Genomic DNA, 19978 nt, shown 5'->3' with positions numbered 1-19978 from the left:
ATTCAGATAGTCGCGTGATCAATTGAGGATCCGATGCCGGTGTGTATTCGTGAATCTGCGAGTACAAGCCGGCATTTTCATTTTTACGTTCTGCATCAATAAAAATCATGACACTGCGCATCGACGCACATCAGCATTTCTGGCGCTACCGCGCTGAAGATTACCCATGGATAGGCGCCGGCATGGACGTGCTCGCGCAGGATAAATTGCCCGCCGATTTGCAACCTGTTCTGCAAGACCACAAGATCGCCGCCACCATCGCCGTACAGGCGCGCTCGGGCCGCGAAGAGACGCGCTTTTTGCTCAGCCTGGCGAAAGACACCGACTGGATCGCCGGTGTCGTCGGCTGGGAAAACCTTACCGTCGCCGATCTCGAAGAGCGTCTGTCCGAATGGCACGCAGGCGACAAGCTGGTCGGCTTTCGCCATCAGGTGCAGGACGAAGCCGACGCGCGCGCTTTCCTGGAACATGCCGGCTTCAATCGCGGCATCACCTTGCTGCAAGCGAAGAATTACGTCTACGACGTGCTGGTGTTCGAGCGTCAGCTCGCCGACACGCAAGCCTTTTGCGCGCGTCACGACAAGCATTGGCTGGTGCTGGACCATCTCGGCAAACCGGCGCTGAGGGAGTTTACGCAGAGCGATGCTGCGCTGGCGCGATGGAAAAAAGAACTGCTGGCGCTGGGAAAACTGCCGCACGTCGCCTGCAAACTATCCGGGCTCGTTACCGAGGCAGATTGGCAAGCCGGTCTGCAGCAAAGCGACTACGGACATATCCGTGTCTGTCTCGATACTGCACTGGAAGCCTTCGGTCCGCAGCGACTGATGTTCGGTTCCGACTGGCCGGTGTGCCTGCTGGCAGCGTCGTATGAGCAAGTGGCGCAGCTGGTGGTCGATTGGTCCGCCGCCAATCTGAGCAAGGACGAACAGGCGCAAATCTGGGGTGGCACAGCAGCGCGTTGCTACGGCATCGCAGGCTGACAGTCCGCGATCGGGAGACATTTCTACGGCAGGGTGCCGGTTTCAGTCGCCCGCTATCAGTCTCCCTCTGTCAGCTGCAGCGGCGACGCCTGCAACGGACGCATCTCGTGCTGGCGTCCCGACTGCTGACCGACGAAGGTCAGCAACCACTCCTGCAAGTACGTCGGCCCCGGTGTCGTCTTGCTGCCGGACAAACGCTGCCAGCCGCGCACGATCATGCCGTCGGCATGCATGCTCAGCAACTGCGGTTCATACAGGGGCGGCAACAATAATACCGTCGTGCCTTCGCCGCTCTTTTGCGCGGACAGCGTCATCTGACGCGTCGTCCCGGCGAGACTCATGCCGACGAAGCCGGCGAATCCGGTGTCGGCAGCAATCTCCGCCTCGGTGCGGCGTATCCCTTCACTCCTGAATTGTCGAATTATACTGTACATAAAAACAGTATATTCCAAACTCCCTCGTCGACGCAATACGAGGCGACATGCCCGGCGCTATCTGCCGCCCGGTAGCTCGCACGGGGTCCGGCACGCACACCCCTCACGGCTCGCTTCATATATGAATATGCAGATATATTCGTGGCGGCTGCTCGCCCGGCGCAAGAGAATCAACAGATTCATTTTTACCTGAGAGTGCCGTGTCATGAGCCGAGATTTGCTGCTGTTGCTGGAACCTGGATTCACCGATCCGAAATACCCGGGAGAGCGTTTCATCTGTCCCGATGGCGCGCCGATAGAAGGCTTGCTGGCAGGCGATCCGGAGCACGCCGTAAAGCTGGAGATCCGTCGCCTGCCTTTCGCCAAGCCGCGCCAGGCCGTGGTGGCCGCGCTCGATGCGGACCACCAGAGTTTGCCGGTGCTGATCCTCGGCGATGAACATCCGGTTCCCGCCGATCTGCAGCATGTGCAGCAACTGGGCAGCAAACACTTCGTCACCGACACCCGCCGCATCCTCGATCTGCTGGCCGAGCGCCACGGATTTTTCAAAACGCATTGAACGATACTGCGCGCGGCGCTGGTGCTTCCGCTCCAGCTCCCCTCGTGCATCTTTCGTGCTTCCTTTCGTGCTTCCCTCCAAGGAGATTGCTCCATGAGCGAGACCACCAGCAATGCTGCTGTACCGCCGCGTCAATTGCATCTGAACATCAATGTCCTGCATTCCGGTTTCGTGCCTTCCGCATGGCGCTTGCCGGACGCCGATCCGCACGCTTTCATCGACGTCGGCCATTACGTGCGCGTCGCGCAGATTGCAGAGGCGGCGAAGTTCGACGCCGTCTTCCTGGCTGACAACGCGTCCATCGTCGAGCAGATCGACTTTCGTCCGATCACCGCGCTGGAGCCGACGATACTGCTCGCGTGCGTCGCGGCTGCAACCACCCACATCGGTATCATTGGCACCGCCTCGACCAGTTACAACGAGCCGTACAACATCGCGCGGCGCTTTGCCACGCTAGATCACGTGAGCAAAGGCCGGGCAGGCTGGAATGTAGTCACCACGGCGGATCTCGGCTCGGCCCGCAATTTCGGCCGCGATGCCGTCCCCGACCATGCCGGCCGCTATGCGCGCGCGGCGGAATTCACCGACGTCGTCAAAGCACTCTGGGACAGCTGGGAAGACGATGCGCTCATCGGCGACAAAGTCAGCGGCCGCTTCATCGATACCGACAAGGTTCAGCCGATTGCTCACCACGGCACCCATTTTTCGGTGCAAGGTCCGCTGAATCTGCCGCGCACGCCGCAAGGACATCCGGTGCTGGTGCAGGCCGGCGGTTCGGCGGATGGCCGCGACCTCGCTGCGCGGCATGCCGAGGCGGTGTTCTCGGCATCACAATCCCTGGAAGAGTCGCTGGCCTACGGACGTGAACTCAATGCGCGCGCCGCAGCCTATGGACGCGGGCCGCACGCCGTCAAGATCCTCGCCGGGCTGACCACCATCATCGGCGCCACGGAAGCGGATGCCATTCGCCGCCGCGACGAATTGATCGACATGATTCCCTGGAGCTACAACATCAATCGCCTCGCCGGCATCCTCGGCGTCGCGCCCGATCGCATCAAGCTGGATGAGCGTCTGCCCGACGACATCGGTTTGCCCAACAAGGGCAACGGCAATCACACCTTCTTCAACGCCACGCTGGCGCAAGCGCGTCTGCATGGCTACACCGCGCGCCAACTGGTGTACGCGTTGGCCGGCGGTGGCGGTCACCGGGTCGTGGTCGGCACGCCGGAACAGATCGCCGACGACATCGAACACTGGTTCAAGGCCGGCGCTGCCGATGGCTTCAACCTGATGCCCGACGCGTTGCCGAGCGGCTTGCAGGACTTTACCGACGGCGTGGTGCCTATTCTCCAGCAGCGCGGCATCTTCCGCCGCGAGTATGAAGGCACGACCTTGCGTGAACATCTGGGATTGGCGCGGCCGGCGGGACGCAAAGGAATTGCCGCAGCAGCCTGAGCAGAAACTGGGCGAGGAAGAGGGCGGGGAGTTGCCCGATTGGAGTTACCCGACGTATCGGGCAACTCCAATCAGCTTCAGGATTTCAATGTTTGTGATCGAGCCGGCGCGACAGTTTTTCGCCGAACAACTGGATGATGGATACCAGCGCAATCAGGATCACGATCACTTCAAACATCACCCGCGTCTCGTAGCGTTCATAACCGTAACGGATCGCCAGATCGCCAAGTCCGCCGGCGCCCACTGCGCCCGCCATGGCGGAAGCATTGATCATCGCAATCACACTCACGGTCATGCCGCCGACGATACCCGGCAGCGCTTCCGGCAACAGCACGTGCCGCACGATATGCCAGCGGCGGCAACCCATTGCACGCGCCGCTTCCACCAGGCCGGGATCGACTTCATTGAGACTGACCTGGGCAATGCGCGCGTAGAACGGAATCAGGTTCACCGTCAACGGCACCACCGCAGCCCAGGTACCCAGCGTGGTGCCGACCAGAAAGCGTGTGACCGGCAGCAGTGCCACCAGCATGATGATGAAAGGCACTGCGCGAAATACATTCACCGTCGCCGACAGACCGCGATGAAAGCGCGGTTTCGGATACAGGCTGTTTCTCGCCGTGATCGTCAGTACGACCGCCAGCAACAGGCCGAGACTGATGGCAATAAGCGCCGACGTGCCGACCATCAGCAGCGTTTCGAAGAAAGCCTGGACGTATTTGTTAAGTGCGGGCAGGGACATAGCCGAGAACCTCAATAAAGTCTGCGCCGTGGAAGCGGTCACTGTTGTTGCCTAAGCCACCGCTGCCGCGTTTCTTGATCGCTTCCCACGAGGCGACTGGCAGAGAAACCAGCAGACTGCCTTGCGCATGGCCGCGAATGCGGTCGAGTCCGCCGTGAATCAGTGTCGCATCAGGACCAAGCAGCGCCAGCTGTTGCAGGCTGACGCCCTGCGGATGCGCAGCGCCGTTGAAGCGCAAACTGAGCAGCACATCACCGGCCCGGTTGTCGAGATTGTCGGTCAGTTGCAGGGCCAGATCGGCGGGCAGTCCGTGTTGCAACGGTCGCAGTAAAGCGCGTGTCGCCTCCGCCTGCGGATCGCCAAAGACGCGCCACACTTCGCCCTGTTCAACCACTTGCCCATGATTGAGAACCAGCACGCGATCACAGATTTCACGGATGACGGCCATGTCGTGCGTGATCAGGACGACGGTCAGGCCCATCTTGCTGCTGATGTCGCGCAGCAGCGTCAGAATGGACTGCGTCGACTCCGGGTCGAGCGCTGAGGTGGCTTCGTCGCACAGCAAAATTTCCGGTTCGTGCACCAGCGCGCGGGCGATGCCGACGCGTTGTTTCTGACCGCCCGAGAGTTTGGATGGATAGACATCCGCCTTGTCGCGCAGACCGACCAGATCCAGCAGAGCATCGACGCGCGCACGGATCTGCTCCGGCGCGACACCGGCCACGCGCAAGGGCAGGCCGACATTGTCGCGCACGGTCTTGGCCGAGAGCAGGTTGAAATGCTGGAAGATCATGCCGATCCGGCGGCGCAGTTTGACCAGGGCATCTTCATCGAGACTACCGACCTTGAGCCCGTTGATCGCGACCACTCCGGTATCGGGAGTCTCAAGTGCATTGATCGTACGCAGCAAAGTCGACTTGCCGGCGCCGCTGCGGCCGATGATGCCAAAAATTTCACCGCGGCTGACGGTAAAAGACACATCGCGCAGCGCGTGGATGGTGCCTGCCGGCGAAGGATATTGGCGCGAGATGTTGTCGAACACCAGATGCGGCTGATCGTCTGCCGCAGGCGCGGCGTACGTTCTGGCGGCAGGCTTATCCGAAGGCGGGTTGGCAGGCGGCGTGGACAGGCGGGCCTCCACGCCGGTCAGTGCGGCGATATTCAAAGCGATGCTCAAAATACGGGCAGCACCGAGCCGCCGAACTGTTTCTGGATGAACTGGCGTACTTCTTCCGACTGGTACGACTTCACCAGCGGCGCCACCCACGCTGCATTCTTGTCCTGATCGCGCACCACGATGACGTTGACGTAAGGATTGTGTTCGCGCTTCTCCACGGCGATGCCGTCGCGCGTCGCGATCAGTCCGACCTGATAGGCGAAGGTGTTGATGATGGCGGCGGCGTCAACGTCTTCCAGTGCGCGCGCCAGTACCACTGAAGCGCTTTCGATGAGAGTGATCTTCTTCTTGTAGGAAGTGATATCCGCCAATGAGGCGGTGCCGGTGAATGGGTCGAAACCCTCTCGCAAGGTGATGAAGCCGGCGTCTCGCAGGATCACCAGTGCGCGCGTCTGGTTGCTTGGATCGTTGGGGATGGCGATCTTGGCGCCATCCGGCAAATCCTTGAGTGTCTTGTATTTCTTGGAATAGAAAGCAATCGGCGAAATGATGGTGTTGCCGACGATGCTCAGCTTGTAGCCGCGCTGCTTGATCTGGTCGCGCAAGAAAGGAATGTGCTGGAACGAGTTGGCTTCCAGATCACCGTTGTTGAGCGCCTCGTTCGGGCTGGCCGCGCCGGAGATGACGACCGGCTCCACGTTCAGGCCGTTCTTCTTCGCCACTTTGGTGACGACTTCCCAGATCTGTTCGTCGACGCCGCCGCGCACGCCGACACGCAACACTTTGTCTGCACTATGGGCAAGGCCGAAGGTGGAGATCAGGACTGCCGCCACTGCCGCTTGCAGGCGAAGTCGATAACGTTGATTCATGCTCGTTCCTTTGATGTTTGTTCTGGAGGGAGGGGAGTTTATTTTTTGAAATAGTCGGGCAGGCGGAAGCCGTCATAGAAGCGGTCGGCCCGGATCGCATTCTGGAACGTGTCGGAGCGATAGGCTTCGACGATGTCGCGCGCGTACTGGTCCGACTGGCGCGTCTTTTTCACCGCCAGAACGTTGATGTAGGCCGGCGTCATGTCTTCGAGGAGGAAGGCTTCGGACAACTTCAGCTTGGCGAAGATGGCGAAATTGCCCTGGATCGCTGCGAAGTCGGCATCATCCAGTGCGCGCGGACCTTGCGCGTTTTCCAGCAATACCAGCTTGAGGCCGACCTTGTTCTCGATCACGTCGAGCTCGGTGACGTCGACCGGATTGGCGTTCTCCTTGATCCTGATCCAGCCCAGGCGCTGCAGAATCCACAGTGCGCGTTGCAGATTGACGGGGTCATTCGGGACGGCGACGGTGAAGCCCTTCTTCAGGCCATCGAGGCTGCGATGCTTCTTCGAGTACAGGCCCATCGGCGGCGTCGGGACTTGCACGATGCCGACCAGGTCGGTTTTATTGCGGTCGTTATACGATTTCAGAAACACCGAGTGCTGCATCACGTTGGCATCGATGTCGCCTTTGAACACGGCGCTGTTGGCTTCCAGGCCGGTGCTGAATTCGTAGTACTTGATCTTGTAGCCTTTCTTCTCCAGCTCCGGCTGGACGCCGATCTTGAATTCGTCGATATACGGACCGGGGACGAAGCCCACACGCAGTTCGGGCTTTTGCGGTGCGGCGGAGGCGTGCAGCGACACCACGGCGAAGGTCAATGCGAAGGTTGCGGCGAACAGACTCCGCGCCAGCGTCATCAGTGGTTTGTAAAACTTGGCTTGCATGTTCGGCGTCGTTTTCTCTTGTTGGATTGATGTGCAAATGCTTGCCCGACAGTGCTGTAATGCACTGCCGGGCAGGATGAACGATCAAGTGTAGAGAGGACTGCGGGCTAGACAAACGAATGAATTCGTCTGTCCTTATGCGGATTTTTTCAGCAGAACGCCGGGAGAGATTGTCTATGCATACGAAAAACCGAAGCGTTCATTGGGCGGATTATCGTTGAGGTGATAGTCGCCGATCGCGGCTTCACGCTGCGTCGCCGGATTGTGCGAAGCCAGTGTGCGCGCATTGCGCCAGTGGCGATCGAGGCGGCGTTTGTCGCTGGTGGCGGAGGCGCCGCCGACTTCAAACAGCAGTGTGCTGGCTTCCAGTACCTGACCGATGATGACCTGCTGCGCCTGGAAAGTTTGCACGTCGAGCGCGATGTAGTCTTCCGGCTTGGCGGTGCCTGCCTTGCGTGCCTGATGGACGTTTTCGATGGCGGTGGCGATGGCGTTGACCAGTTGCTCGGCTGACCATGCCAGGCTGGCGAGTCGTCCCACCACGCGATGCACCAGCGGATTTTCGCGCGGACTGGATTGTCCCGGCACGCCGAAGGTACGTGTGCGCGCCTGTGTGAAGGCGACGGCATCGCGTTGCACAGCGCGCGCGATACCGGCCAGCGTCGCCAGATGCACGGTCTGATAAAAGGCCGTGATGATGGTGTTGCGGCGCGGCTGCGACACATGATAACGATCAAGGATCTGCTGCTGCGTGATCAGCACCTTGTCAAAACGCGTAGTGCCGCTGCCGGTCAGACGCTGGCCGAAACCGTCCCAGTCATCGACGCGCGTGACGCCCGGCGTGTCGCTCTTGATCAGCACGTTGAGATCCGACTCGTCGTCGTGCGCACGCACCAGAATCCAGTCTGCATACAGCGTACCGGTCGAATAGTATTTTTCGCCGTTCAACAGGAAGTGGCCTGGGCGCTTGTCCGGATCGGGCGTGACCGTGACCGAGTTGCTGGTCGAGCTGGTGCGCTCGGACGCCGCTGCGCCGAAGGTTTCTCCTTTGCCGATCACGCTCAGCCAATGGCGCGTGTCTTCGTCGTCTTTGCGCTCCAGCAGCAGTTCGGTATAGCCGGCGTTGACACGCAGGATTTGCGGCAGGTTTGATTCAGCTTCCGCCAGACGGATCAGCAGGCTGAAAAATTGCGGCAAGGTGACGCCGCTGCCGCCTTGTTCGACCGGTACGCGCAAAGAGGTGAAGCCGCTGTCCTTGAGCCATTGCACCGCTTCATACGGCAGCTCGCGATCGTTTTCGCGATCGATGCTGCCTTGGGCGATGCGCGCGAAGATGTCCTGGAAGCGAGCGAACAATGCGTCGGAGGTGGTCGGGCCGGATGCTTGAGTCATGGTTGCCTTTTTTGCGGGTATGGATTGCTGTCGTCGAGGTCGCAGTACACCCGGGCCCGTCAGCCGGAACTCGGATCGCACCGCCAAGCGACCGATTATCTGGCAGCAAAACACGCTTGATAACGAAGATAAACAGATATCGATATGACCGCCGGAGAACGTCGACAGGCCGGAGGGAGGGGAGCGCTGGGGATGCAATAAACGGATTCAAGCAATCTTATCGTTCCATGAATAGAACAATCCATCCGAATTTTGCCTCCTAGTCACGATTCCCATCAAAACCTACACTTCGTCTCAAGCAGTCGCACTTGCAAAACACCAAAGCGAACGCAACTGTTTTGTATCAGTCCCGTATTACCGCCTTACCGCCGGCGTTGCAGGCAACTTGCCGCAAGCCAATTTATTGTGAATAAGTTAATTTTTGGAGAGCCATCATGCGCACCACTACCGCCCGGTTTGACCTGAACGTCAAACAACTCGCCGCCGCTGTTCTGCTGATCGCAGCAGCAGGCAGCACTTATGCAGCAAACGCACCAGCCGACGCCGGCAAGGGCGCTCAAGCCAACGCGCAGCAAGTCGTCAAGCACCAATCGAAGTCCGCTATCAAGCGTCAGGAAATTCAGCAAAAAGTCGCCAACCGCGAACCGCTGAGCTACGAAGAAACTCTGTATCTGCGTTAATCCGACGCCCGTACAAAGCAGCAAACAAGGTCTACCGACCTTCCACCATCGATACCATCGACTACTAAGGAACTATCATGAACATTAAGAAAATCGCCACAGGTTTGCTTTTCCTCTCCGTCATCGGCAGCGCCATGGCTGAAGAAGCCTACCCGCCAGAAACACAAATCGTCTCGCACAAGACACGTGCGCAAGTGATCGCAGAACTGAAGCAAGCACGCGCCAACGGCGAAATCATCAGCAACGACATGTACCCGGTTGAAGTGCAATCAAAATCGACGCTGACCCGTCAGGCCGTGAAAGATCAGCTGAAGCAAGCCGACCGCGGTCAGTCGCTGGATAGTGGCGCCTGAGTTCTGCATGACGGACATGTGTTCTGCCAACCGTTTCCGCCATCTTCGCCAGTCTCTTTCGAGACATCGTTTTACACCCTTGCAAGATCAGTCGTCCCCCGCGCGCTGATCTTGCAAGCGGATGTCTTCAGCACCGGTTTTACTTCTCTTTTTATTCCACGGTCGTTCTACTCTTGACGTGCCTTCGTCATGAACAGGCAAGGGCGCAATGGCAGGAGGGCGAATCATGAAAAAAATTCTCGGTATCTACAGCGGCACCAGACAGCATCGCGTCGGTGAAGGCTTGCTGGCGCGCACGCTCTTTTCGCAGCGCACGCTGGGCCGGCACGTCAGTCCGTTTTTGTCGCTCGATCACGTGGCGCCGACACCTGTGCCGATACCTGCGCCGGCTGTGGAGAACGCTGTCGCCGCGCGGCCGCATGCCTACAACAACTGCAAGTTGCTGACCTTGGTCTATCAGGGCCAGCTGGAATACACGAATGCCGCAGGCAAGTCCGAAACCATCGGCGCCGGCGACGTGCAGTGGGTTACCGTTGCCGACGGCCTGACGCCGGGCCGATACACGCCGGCCGGCACGCGACGCGGCGACGTGATTGAGATGCTGCAACTCTGGATTGATCTGCCGATGCCGCTGTCAACATGCCCGCATCAGACGCCGGCCGAGAAAATTGTCGACGGCCGCACCATCCCGACGCTGGCCTTGCCCGATGACGGCGGACGCATCCGTGTCATCGCCGGCAATTGCGCAAACCACCGCGGCGCCATGCCGACGTCATCATCGTTCGACGTGTGGGAGTTGCAACTGAAATCGCGTTGCGCCAGTGAATTGAAAACCGTAGAAGGCCGTACCTTGTTGCTGGCGATCCTGAACGGCTCGGTCACCATCAACGGCGATCAGGCCGCGCGCAGCGGTGAAGTGGTGATGCTGGATGCGCAGGGGGAAGGCGTATTCCTGGAAACCCAGGCCAATACCACGGCGCTGCTGCTGAGCGGCGCCCCGATCAATCTGCCGGCGATGTCTTCGATGGCAACAGGCTTCGTTCCGGCTCAATAATCTTCCAGCTCTTCAAATCGCTTCGCCAGAAAATCGATCAGTTGCCGCACCGACGGCAGCAAAAAGCGGCGCGATGAATATACGGCATGGATGATGCCGGATTTCGGGGCCCATTCCGGCAAGACCTTGACCAAAGTACCGTTTCTCAATTCATCGATCACTACCATCGTCGGCAGGAACACAATGCCGGCGCCGGCCACCGCCGCGCGTTTCAGTGCGGTGGTATCGTCCGTCATCATGCGCGGGTTGTAGCGGATGGAGGCCGTTTCGCCATCGCTATTTTCCAGGTACCAGACGTGATCTTCCGCCGGTATCGTCATGCTCAGGCTGGGGAATCGATGCAGGTCGGCCGGCACTTCCGGTACCCGGCATTTCTCCAGCAGCGCCGGACTCGCGGTCAGGCACCAGTGGCGCACACCGAAGGTCTTCAGCACCAGATCACTGTCTTGCAGCGGCGGCAGACGCACGCGCAAGGCGACATCGACGCCTTCGTTGATGACGTCGACGCGCCGGTTGGTCGACTCCACCTGCAAGGTCACGCGCGGATGCTCCATCAGAAAATCCGCCAGCATCACGCCGACACGCCCATGCAGCAACGCCACCGGACAGGTCAGACGCACCGTGCCTTGCGGTTCTGCACGATTGCGTTCAATCGCTTCCTGCGCCGCTTCGGCTTCCACCAGCATTGCCTTGCAATGGTCGTAGTAGCTCTGCCCGAGTTCTGTTACCGACAGGCTGCGTGTTGAGCGTTGAATCAGACGCGTGCCAAGACGTTCTTCCAGCTGTGCAATGCGCCGGCTCAGCTTTGATTTGGGAATGCCCAATGCGCGGCCGGCAGCGGCGAAGCCGCGATGCTCCACGACGACGGCGAAGTAATAGAGGTCGTTCAGATCTTGCGTCATGCGCCTTCCCTGTTTATTTTTGTACGCGGCAAGAACGTCGCCGCATGGCAATTATCGGCTGAAAAGCCACTGTATGCTTGGTTTGGCGTCGAGGCGGTAGAATACGCCCCTTGAATGTGAGCCTGAAAAATGAACTGCCGTCCTCAATGCGGCGCCTGCTGTACGGCGCCATCCATCTCCAGCCCGATCCCCGGTATGCCCAATGGCAAGCCGGCGGGTGTGCCCTGCGTGCAGTTAATGGAGGATTTGCGCTGCGCGATTTTTGGCAAGCCGGAGCGGCCGGCGTGCTGCTCGGGATTGCAGGCGTCGGCGGAGATGTGCGGCGACAGCCGCGAAGCGGGGATGTTCTATCTGACGAAGCTGGAGCAGCTTACTGCGCCGTGATGTTTCCGGAGATCCATGCGTTTCATTTTTCCAGTATCGTCACCACGCAAGCCGCTTCTTCCAATCCGTAAAATCCCCCGCCGTTTTCCGCCAGTCCCATTCTGGCGCCATTCACTTGTCTCGGTCCGGCTTCGCCGCGCAGCTGCGTGACCAGTTCATGGATCTGGATGGCGCCGGTGGCGCCGATCGGATGGCCTTTGGAAAGCAGGCCGCCGGAGACGTTGATCGGCAAGCGTCCGCCCAGTCTGGTGTCGCCGCTTTCTGCCAGCGGACCGCCGTCGCCGTAAGCGCAGAAGCCGACGTTTTCGGCGTGCAGGATTTCCGCGATGGCGGAAGCGTCATGTAATTCGGCGACGGAAATATCCTGCGGACCGACGCCGGCCATGTCGTAGGCCTTGAGCGCAGTGAGGCGGGTCAGATGGCGGTCGTATTGCTCGGGCGTGCGCTCGGTGCCGCTGCCGACGGCGATGCCGCGGATCTTGACGGCGCGCGACGCATTGCCGAGTTTCTGCACCGCCCACTCCGACATCACCACCAGCGCACAGGAACCGTCGCTCATCGGCGCGCACATGGCGCGCGTGATCGGCCATGCAATCATCTTGTCGGCCAGCACCTCTTCGATGCTCATCGGCGTGCGGTATTGCGCCAGCGGATTGAATTGCGAATGCCAGTGATTCTTCGCCGCGACGGCGGCAATCTGGCGCTGCGTGGTGCCGAAGGTCTTCATGTGGAAATGCGCCTGCGCTGCGTAGATATCCATGAACACGCTGCGCTCGGCGGCGTTGTTGGCTTCAGCGGCTTCCGGCGGAAGTTCAAGTCCGGCGCCCATGGCCAGCAGTTGCTGCATGTGGCGGTCGGCGAGATCGCGGTCCCAACTGCCTTTGAAGGCTTCGAACATCTCCTGGCGCTTGTGCGGGTAGTTCATCTTTTCGGTGCCGACCACCAGCGCGACCTCATACAGGCCGGCACGCACTGCGGCATAGGCTTGCATCAGTCCCGAGCTGGAACTGGCGCAGGCATTGTCGGTGTTGAAGATCGGGATGCCCTCGAAACCCATCGCCCGCAGCGACGCCTGGCCACGCACGCCGTGCTGTCCCTCCAGCGCACCCTGGCGCGTATTGCAGAACCACGCCGCTTCGATGGCATCCTTGCCGATGCCGGCGTCCTGCAATGCCAGCTCGACAGCGGCGGCGCTCAATTGCTTGACGGATTTGTCGAGATGTTTGCCCAGCGGCGTCATACCAATGCCGGCGACATAGACGGGTTTTGTCATGAGGCGACCTGCAGGTAAAGAGGGAAGGGATGCTGCCGGCCGGAGGGCGACCGGCAGCGAGGATGGCGAACGGGTACGGCGGTTTATTGCGGCAGTGCCTTGGCCGCAGCCACTACCTTGGCGTTGTCGAAGTTGTTGATGCTGGCGATGAACTGGTTGGTGTACAGGTCTTCCAGTTTGGGGCTGGTCTGGATGACGTTATTGGCTTTCATGAAGGCGACCATGTTGGCCACGGCGCTGATCGGGATTTCACCCCATTTGACGCCGGGCTCCAGCTTGAGGAATTCGGCGCGCGTCTGGATCAGGTGCAGGCCCTGCTTGACGGCGGTGGCTTCATCCACGCTGGACGGCTTGGTCAGAGGGAAAATCTTCCAGTGCGCCTTCAGCGCACCCTGCGGATTGGCCAGCACGCTGACTGAACCCATGGCGACACAGCGCAAGACTTTTTCGATGGTCTTGGGACGCTTGGTGATCATGTCGTCGCGCACGAAATACGATCCGCCGAAGTTGAGCTTGTCGGCAAACGGCGAGGAGAAGCGGCGCAGTTTCAGCCCCATGTTTTCCGCCGTGGCGATCTGCGAATCCCAGGTGCCCCAGATGTCGACGCGGCCGCGCGACAAGGCGGTCACGGCTTGTGCGCCGGAGCCGGTTTCGACAAAGGTGACGTCTTTGTCCGGATTGACGCCGGCTTCACTGAGCATGCCCTTGAAGATCTGCACCATCTGCGCGCCGTAAGAGATCACGCCGATCGTCTTGCCCTTGAAGTCGCCGAGCGTCTTGATCGGCGATGAGTCGAGCACCACCGGGAACTGGAAGTTGTGGCGCATGTTCAGGTACACCGCTTTCAACGGTGCACCCTTGGTGCGCGCGATGATCGCCGCGGCAGGGCCCATGTTGACCATGTCGGCCTGGCCGGTCAGCACCGCCTGCATGGCCGTGGTGGAATTGGTCGGCTGCAGGGTGACGTCGAGGCCCGCGTTTTCCCAGCACTTGGTGTAAATCGGCATCGAGGTATTGTTGGCCTGCGAGGCGTCCAGCACATCGGTGCCGATCGCGATGGTGACCTTTTCTCTTTCCTGCGCCATGGCCGGTGCGGTCATCAGAGCGCTGGCGAAAACACCGGCGAGGGCGGTGCAGAGCGGTGTTGCGAATGCGGTGAATATTCTTTTCATGACATGTCCTCGATGTTGTGACGAGCGGAATCCTAACTGATCTGCATACATACTCGCAGGTACGAATTTACCGGAAAAGCGAGTAATTTCAGCGGGCAACTGGAACGGGCAACAGAAGCGAATAACCAATCGATCAATCAACGGCCTTGAAAATGCGGCCGTCTTTTTTCCAGAAAGGCATAACGCCCTTCCGTGAAGTCTGCACTGGAAAACAATTGCGACTGGCCGTCGAGTTCCAGTCCCATTACATTCTGCAGCGGGGCCGGCATGCGCGTCAGTGCGGCCTTGGTCAGCGCTACCGACAGCGGCGGCGCACCGGCAAATTGCGTCGCGATGTCGAGCGCACTCTGATGCAGTTCTTCCGACGTAACCAACTGGTCGGCAAGACCGAGGCGCAGCGCCTCATCGCCATCGACCACTGCGCTGGTGAACAGCAGGCGGCGCACCTGCCCTGCGCTCACGCGTTGCGGCAAAGACCACAGCAGGCCCATGTCCGCCATCAGGCCGACGTTGGAGAAAGCAGTGCAAAAGCGCGCGCGTTCGCTGCACAGGACATAGTCGCAGGCTAGCGCCAGCGACATGCCGGCGCCGAAGGCGGTGCCGTCGACAGCGGCGATGACAGGTTTGGAGAGTTCGGTAATCAGGCGCAGCAGGCGGTGTGCCTGCGCCATGCGCTTGCGGCTGGCGAGCGTGTCGCCCGAGGGCAGGCTGGACAGATCGCCGCCGGCGCAGAAGCTGCGATCGCTGCCGCCGAGAATGACGGCGCGGCAGTCGGCGTCTTCGGCAAGACCTTCGAAGACGTCGATCAGCGCATCGCGCATTTCCGGGGTCAGGGCATTGCGCCGCTCAGGCTGGTTCATGCCGACCCAGGCGATGGCGTCGGTACGCTCGACGGTGACGATGGTTTCCATGTCCGCTCCTCCTGATCTCCTGATGCTGCTTTGGCGCTGATCGGTGCTACCCGTGGAAACGAGCCTTTGATTTCTTGCGGCTTCTTGCTTTTCAGCTTCTTGTATCCCGATGCCTAGGGCGCCGGTCAGTTTTCCCTGACCACGCGTTTTGCCTTGTGCGTGCTGCGCGCGAGCGTGCCGAAAGGCAGCACTTCCACGGCGGCGCCGACTTGCAACTTTTCTTTGATATCGTGCACCAGTTGCGCGGCCAGACTAGCGGCGTCTGCGGACGCATCGCTCTGCTCCACGCGCACATGGATGGATTTCATGAAACCGCCGGCGTCATAGACGGAAGCGTTGATCACCAGCTGATATTCGTCGCCGAGGCCGGGCGACTTGCGCACCAGTTCTTCCACGGCAGAAGGGAAGACGTTCACGCCGCGCACCACCAGCATGTCGTCGGCGCGTCCGCGCACGCCGCCGAGCAGGCGCGCATGCGTGCGGCCGCACGCGCAGGGTGTGGAGTCGCGCACTACGATGTCGCCGGTCCACCAGCGCACCAGCGGTCCGGCCTGCTTGTCGAGATGGGTCACCACCAGCACACCGGGCGTGCCATCGGGAACCGCCTGGCGGGTTTCAGCGTCGACCACTTCGGCGTAGAGAAAATCTTCCGCCAGATGCAGGCCGGCCTGTGCGTCGCATTCTCCGGCAATCGGCTGAAATTCCAGACAGCCGTAGGCATCGTAGGCGCGCGCGCCCCACAGTTCTTCAATGCGCTTGCGCGTGGCGGGGATACTGGCGCCGGGTTCGCCGCCCATCATGATGGTGCGCACCGTCGATGCGGCCGGGTCGCGGCCGCGCTTGCGGACCTCTTCCGCCAGATGGGTGATGAACGAGGGCGTACCGCACAGCACGGTGCTGCCATAGGTGAACAGGGTATTGATCTGGCGCTCGGTATCCTGGCTGCCGGCCGGGATCACCATCGCGCCGACGCGCTGGTAACCGGCAGTGGCGCCAAGGCCGCCGACGAACCAGGTGTAGCTGTACATGCATTGGACGATGTCGTCCGGGCCGATGCCTTGCGCGTGCGAATGGCGCGCGTACATCCAGGCCCAGCGGTCAAGATCGTTCTGGGTCCAGAACTGCGGCGTCGGCGCCGAGGTGGTGCCGGATGAAAAATGCATGCGCAGTACTTCGCTCTGCGGCACAGTCATGAACTGGCCGAAGGGCGCATCGGGACCGATGGAATTGGCGTAGTCGGATTTGGTCGTGAACGGCAGCTTGCTCAGGTCAGCCAGCGAACCGAGTTCGCCGGCGTTCCAGCCCAACCGTCTGAACAGCGGCGCATAGTAGGCGCTGTCCTGCGCGAGCCGCGCCAGTTGCGTACGCAGCTTCGCCAGCTGGAATGATTCCAGCGTGGCGCGATCCCAGCTTTCGGCGGGATCGAGATGCAGGGGCGCGGCGGCGAGGAGCGCACCGGAGCGCATTACGCCGCTCCGAGCCCGCGAATGGCGAAGGTGGCGATAGTGTCGGCGACGCTCAGCTTTTCAGCTTCGGTCTGATCGGTGCGCGGACGGAACCAGATGGTAGTCCAGTTGAGCGCGCCGAAGAATGCCTTCACGACGATTTGCAGATCCTGTTGCGGTGCGTGGCCTTCTTCCATGACCAGGCGGATGGTGTCGCGGAACAGGTTTTCGTATTGATCGCGCAGCACCAGGATTTCAGACAGGACTTCGCGCTGGGCGGCGGTGGTTTCGCCGGCCAGGTGCATTTCCAGACCTTGCACGGCAACGCGCTGGTAGGGCAGGTGATCCATGATCACGGTGATGTGCGCCAGCGTCATCGCGCGCAGCTTGTCGATCGCCTTCTGGTGCGACAGCGATGCGGCGGCCTGCACGGCGGCCAGGTCCATTTCCATGCCGCGCTTGTGCACGTCGAAGAACAGGTCGGCTTTCTTGCGGTAGTGATGGTAGATCTTGCCCTTGGTGGCGCTGAGAATATCGGCGACATCGTCGATGCTGGTAGCGGCATAACCTTTTGTCATGAATGCCAGAGCCGCTGCGTCGAGAATCTCGCTGCGCGGATCTGTATCGTCTCCGGCAAATTCATTTGTTGTCGATGTGGGACGTGCTGTGTCGACCTTCATTATGCTTGCTCCTCATTATTAAACTCGGCATGTATCGCTCGTGCGAGCACCAGTCTCTGGATCTCCGAAGTACCTTCATAAATTTCGGTGGCGCGCTGATCACGATAAAGACGCTCGACGAGCGAAGGCTTCACGAAACCTTCCCCCCCAAATACCTGTACGCCGATATCGACTGCGTCATGGGCAGCCTCGCTGCAGAACAACTTTGCTTGGGCGCCGATGAGCGCGACATCCTGACCAGTATCGAAACTGCGGGCGGTCTCGTATGCAAGCATTCTACCTGCGGATAGCCGAGTTGCGACATCAGAAAGTTTGAAACCTATGCCTTGATGGTCGACCAGATGCTGTCCGAAGGTCGTGCGCACCGCCGCGCGACGCGCCGACGCAGTGAATGCCGCCAGGGCGATGCCGTTCGATTGCGCCGCTACGACGATGCGGCCGACGTTCAATGCTTCCAGCGCGAGCTTGAGTGCTTTGCCAGGCGCAGCGATCATGCTTTCGGCCGGCACCCAGGTGTCGAGCACGACCGTGGTGTTGACCGTGCCGCGCATGCCCATCTTGTCTTCACGTGCGTCGTCACGGACGCCGTCGGCATTGGCCGAGACCATGAAGGCGGCGATGCCGTGCCGTCCCTGGCCCGGTTCGGTTTGCGCAAACACCACGTAGTAGGCGCACTCGCCGCCGCCGCCGATCCAGCGCTTCTCGCCGCGCAGCCGCCAGCCGCCGTTTTCCGGAATGGCCAGCGTCTGCATGTTGGAAGGATCCGAGCCGGCTTCGCGTTCGCTCAGGGCGAAGGAAATCGATTCGCGCTTGGCGACGATGGAACGGATGTAGGTATCTTTCTGCTCATCGGTGCCGGCGCGCAGCAGCGGCAGCGCGCCCAATTGCAGCGTAGCGACGATGCCGCTGGTGGAGGCGCAGGCGCGTGCAAGTTCTTCGATGACGGCGCAGAACGCCACCAGCGAGCCGCCGCCGCCGCCGTATTCTTTTGGAATGAACATCGCGGCGATGCCGCTCTCGTGTAATGCCTGAACGTTTTCGTGAGGGTAGCGCTGATCTCGGTCGATCTCGGCCGCGAGCGGCGCCAATTGATCATGCGCAAGCCGGCGTGCAATGTCTCGCCAGTTACGAGCCTCCTCAGTAAGCGGAGGGTCCCAAATAATCGCCATCTTCTCTCCATTGCCGTGTGTGGGGCGGCTGCAGGTGTGTTGTGGAGCGGCTTTTTCTTATATTGACTTTGGTCTAATATACTAAGTAGTATGAAGAGAGTCAACCAACGTGCTTACTTGTTGGTCAAGCAGAAACATTTGCTTTAGCCAACTAGAACTGATTTCATCAATATTTAGTACGCGCGTTCGCAATACTTTACACGCCAGCTAACAATCTTGCCGGCGCAGCCCAAAGCGAGAACGATTCGGGGCAAGGAGACGGTCATGAGCGAGAAGGTTTATGTCGTTGGCGTGGGCATGATTCCCTTTGCCAAACCAGGTACGAGTGCGTCGTATGTGGACATGGGCGCGACGGCAATCCGTGCCGCACTCCATGACGCCGGATTACGCTACGAAGCCATCGAACAGGCCTATGCCGGTTACGTCTACGGCGACTCCACCTGCGGCCAGGCGATGCTTTACGAAGTCGGTCTCACCGGCATCCCCGTCATCAACGTCAACAACAATTGCGCGACAGGATCGACCGCACTTTTTCTTGCACGTCAGGCGATCGCCTGCGGCGCCATCGATTGCGCACTGGTTGTCGGCGTCGAGCAGATGTCGCCCGGCGCGCTCAAGACCGTCTACACCGATCGGCCTGCGCCGCTGCAACGCTTCGCCGATGTGATGAAAGGCATCCAGGGATTCGACGATAACGCACCACGCGCCGCGCAATTTTTCGGCGGCGCCGGGCAGGCGTATCTCGATCAGTACGGCATCGCGCCGGAAACCTTCGGACGCATCGCGGTGAAGGCGCGCCGTCATGCCGCGCATAATCCCTACGCCGTCTTTCGCGCGCCGCTGACGCTGGAAGAAGTGATGGCGTCGCCGCAAGTGTTCGGCCTGATGACGCGCTTCCAATGTTGTCCGCCGACCTGCGGCGCGGCGGCGGCAGTGCTGTGTTCCAAACGTTTCGCGCGCTGGTTCAAGCTCGATGCCAGCGTCGCCATCGCCGGACAGGCGATGACCACCGACCGGCCGGAATCTTTCGATAGCGGAGACATGCGCAGACTGGTCGGCTACGACATGACGGCGACGGCGGTGGAACGCGTCTACGCCGAAGCCGGCGTCGGTCCGGAAGACATGGATGTGGTCGAGCTGCACGACTGCTTCACCGCCAACGAATTGATCAGCTACGAAGCGCTCAAGCTCACGCCACCCGGCACCGCGGAAAAATTCATCCTCGACGGCGACAACACCTACGGCGGCAAGATCGTCACCAATCCGTCCGGCGGCTTGCTGTCGAAAGGGCATCCGCTCGGCGCCACCGGTCTGGCGCAATGCGCCGAGCTGGTCTGGCAACTGCGCGGACAAGCCGAGCAGCGGCAGGTCGAAGGTGCGCGCTGGGGCTTGCAGCACAATCTCGGCCTGGGCGGCGCCTGCGTCGTCACGGTCTACCAGCAACAATAGAGCAAGCTAAAAATCGAGCGGCGCTTCCACGGCAAGCCGCCTTCTTTCATCATCCATCGATTCATGCAATG

Annotated in this window: 21 protein-coding genes; 8 read left to right on the top strand and 13 right to left on the bottom strand. The window is 60.5% G+C overall.

Annotated elements, in window-relative coordinates:
• Positions 1-104 precede the first annotated feature (104 nt).
• The gene (locus AC1RN6_RS14960; protein WP_493006450.1) at positions 105-980 is read left to right on the top strand and encodes an L-fucono-1,5-lactonase; all 876 of its coding nucleotides are present in this window, start codon (positions 105-107) and stop codon (positions 978-980) included.
• A 56-nt stretch (positions 981-1036) separates the two neighbouring features.
• Here the strand turns inward: AC1RN6_RS14960 and AC1RN6_RS14955 are convergent, their stop codons facing one another.
• On the bottom strand, positions 1037-1414 hold the full coding sequence (locus AC1RN6_RS14955) for a hypothetical protein (RefSeq protein ID WP_493006228.1): 378 nt from the start codon (positions 1412-1414) through the stop codon (positions 1037-1039).
• Positions 1415-1619: 205 nt separating this feature from the next.
• Here AC1RN6_RS14955 and AC1RN6_RS14950 point away from each other — a divergent pair, with 205 nt between their 5' ends.
• Together AC1RN6_RS14950 and AC1RN6_RS14945 are read left to right on the top strand one after the other, a co-directional pair.
• On the top strand, positions 1620-1973 hold the full coding sequence (locus AC1RN6_RS14950) for a DUF3088 domain-containing protein (protein WP_493006227.1): 354 nt from the start codon (positions 1620-1622) through the stop codon (positions 1971-1973).
• 93 nt (positions 1974-2066) lie between these two features.
• Positions 2067-3428 (top strand): LLM class flavin-dependent oxidoreductase, encoded by a 1362-nt coding sequence (locus AC1RN6_RS14945; protein ID WP_493006226.1) that lies wholly within the window; start codon positions 2067-2069, stop codon positions 3426-3428.
• An 85-nt stretch (positions 3429-3513) separates the two neighbouring features.
• On the opposite strand, the gene AC1RN6_RS14940 is transcribed toward AC1RN6_RS14945, so the two are convergent.
• The 5 genes from AC1RN6_RS14940 to AC1RN6_RS14920 form a co-directional block, all read right to left on the bottom strand.
• Positions 3514-4170 carry a methionine ABC transporter permease gene (locus tag AC1RN6_RS14940; protein WP_493006225.1) on the bottom strand — a complete coding sequence of 219 codons (657 nt, stop codon included), beginning with the start codon at positions 4168-4170 and terminating at the stop codon, positions 3514-3516.
• The gene (locus AC1RN6_RS14935) at positions 4151-5299 is read right to left on the bottom strand and encodes a methionine ABC transporter ATP-binding protein (protein ID WP_493006449.1); all 1149 of its coding nucleotides are present in this window, start codon (positions 5297-5299) and stop codon (positions 4151-4153) included. Before AC1RN6_RS14935 ends, AC1RN6_RS14940 begins: the two co-directional genes overlap by 20 nt.
• Positions 5300-5343: 44 nt before the next feature.
• Positions 5344-6156 (bottom strand): MetQ/NlpA family ABC transporter substrate-binding protein, encoded by an 813-nt coding sequence (locus AC1RN6_RS14930; RefSeq protein WP_493006224.1) that lies wholly within the window; start codon positions 6154-6156, stop codon positions 5344-5346.
• A gap of 38 nt (positions 6157-6194) precedes the next feature.
• Positions 6195-7043 carry a MetQ/NlpA family ABC transporter substrate-binding protein gene (locus tag AC1RN6_RS14925; protein ID WP_493006223.1) on the bottom strand — a complete coding sequence of 283 codons (849 nt, stop codon included), beginning with the start codon at positions 7041-7043 and terminating at the stop codon, positions 6195-6197.
• A 174-nt stretch (positions 7044-7217) separates the two neighbouring features.
• Positions 7218-8435, bottom strand: a complete 1218-nt coding sequence (locus AC1RN6_RS14920) for an acyl-CoA dehydrogenase family protein (protein ID WP_493006222.1) — start codon at positions 8433-8435, stop codon at positions 7218-7220.
• A gap of 434 nt (positions 8436-8869) precedes the next feature.
• Between AC1RN6_RS14920 and AC1RN6_RS14915 the strand changes: the two genes are divergently transcribed.
• From AC1RN6_RS14915 to AC1RN6_RS14905, 3 genes are all read left to right on the top strand, one after another.
• Entirely contained in the window at positions 8870-9115 is a 246-nt protein-coding gene (locus AC1RN6_RS14915; RefSeq protein ID WP_493006221.1) for a hypothetical protein, read from the top strand.
• A 77-nt stretch (positions 9116-9192) separates the two neighbouring features.
• Positions 9193-9468 carry a DUF4148 domain-containing protein gene (locus AC1RN6_RS14910; RefSeq protein WP_493006220.1) on the top strand — a complete coding sequence of 92 codons (276 nt, stop codon included), beginning with the start codon at positions 9193-9195 and terminating at the stop codon, positions 9466-9468.
• A 226-nt stretch (positions 9469-9694) separates the two neighbouring features.
• Complete coding sequence (locus tag AC1RN6_RS14905; RefSeq protein WP_493006219.1) at positions 9695-10522, top strand: pirin family protein; 828 nt, start codon at positions 9695-9697, stop codon at positions 10520-10522.
• On the opposite strand, the gene AC1RN6_RS14900 is transcribed toward AC1RN6_RS14905, so the two are convergent.
• A complete protein-coding gene (locus AC1RN6_RS14900) occupies positions 10516-11424 on the bottom strand; it encodes a LysR family transcriptional regulator (protein WP_493006218.1) in 909 nt (302 codons plus the stop codon). The two genes, AC1RN6_RS14905 and AC1RN6_RS14900, sit on opposite strands and share 7 nt — an antisense overlap.
• 129 nt (positions 11425-11553) lie before the next feature.
• Between AC1RN6_RS14900 and AC1RN6_RS14895 the strand changes: the two genes are divergently transcribed.
• Positions 11554-11808 carry a YkgJ family cysteine cluster protein gene (locus AC1RN6_RS14895; RefSeq protein WP_493006217.1) on the top strand — a complete coding sequence of 85 codons (255 nt, stop codon included), beginning with the start codon at positions 11554-11556 and terminating at the stop codon, positions 11806-11808.
• A gap of 22 nt (positions 11809-11830) precedes the next feature.
• Here the strand turns inward: AC1RN6_RS14895 and AC1RN6_RS14890 are convergent, their stop codons facing one another.
• The 6 genes from AC1RN6_RS14890 to AC1RN6_RS14865 all read right to left on the bottom strand — a co-directional run bounded on the left by AC1RN6_RS14890 (position 11831) and on the right by AC1RN6_RS14865 (position 18458).
• Positions 11831-13081 (bottom strand): thiolase family protein, encoded by a 1251-nt coding sequence (locus tag AC1RN6_RS14890; RefSeq protein ID WP_493006216.1) that lies wholly within the window; start codon positions 13079-13081, stop codon positions 11831-11833.
• Between the two features lie 83 nt (positions 13082-13164).
• On the bottom strand, positions 13165-14253 hold the full coding sequence (locus AC1RN6_RS14885; RefSeq protein WP_493006215.1) for an ABC transporter substrate-binding protein: 1089 nt from the start codon (positions 14251-14253) through the stop codon (positions 13165-13167).
• A 137-nt stretch (positions 14254-14390) separates the two neighbouring features.
• Entirely contained in the window at positions 14391-15164 is a 774-nt protein-coding gene (locus tag AC1RN6_RS14880; RefSeq protein ID WP_493006214.1) for an enoyl-CoA hydratase/isomerase family protein, read from the bottom strand.
• Between the two features lie 125 nt (positions 15165-15289).
• A complete protein-coding gene (locus AC1RN6_RS14875) occupies positions 15290-16630 on the bottom strand; it encodes a phenylacetate--CoA ligase family protein (protein ID WP_493006213.1) in 1341 nt (446 codons plus the stop codon).
• Positions 16630-17289 (bottom strand): TetR-type transcription factor C-terminal domain-containing protein, encoded by a 660-nt coding sequence (locus AC1RN6_RS14870; protein ID WP_493006212.1) that lies wholly within the window; start codon positions 17287-17289, stop codon positions 16630-16632. The genes AC1RN6_RS14875 and AC1RN6_RS14870 overlap by 1 nt, the downstream gene beginning before the upstream one ends.
• A complete protein-coding gene (locus AC1RN6_RS14865; protein WP_493006211.1) occupies positions 17289-18458 on the bottom strand; it encodes an acyl-CoA dehydrogenase family protein in 1170 nt (389 codons plus the stop codon). Before AC1RN6_RS14865 ends, AC1RN6_RS14870 begins: the two co-directional genes overlap by 1 nt.
• A gap of 264 nt (positions 18459-18722) precedes the next feature.
• Here AC1RN6_RS14865 and AC1RN6_RS14860 point away from each other — a divergent pair, with 264 nt between their 5' ends.
• Positions 18723-19907, top strand: a complete 1185-nt coding sequence (locus tag AC1RN6_RS14860; RefSeq protein WP_493006210.1) for a lipid-transfer protein — start codon at positions 18723-18725, stop codon at positions 19905-19907.
• Positions 19908-19978 lie beyond the last annotated feature (71 nt).

Source organism: Herbaspirillum sp. GW822-FHT03A08 (genome assembly GCF_058801885.1).
This window is presented reverse-complemented; position numbering and strand designations above follow the sequence as displayed.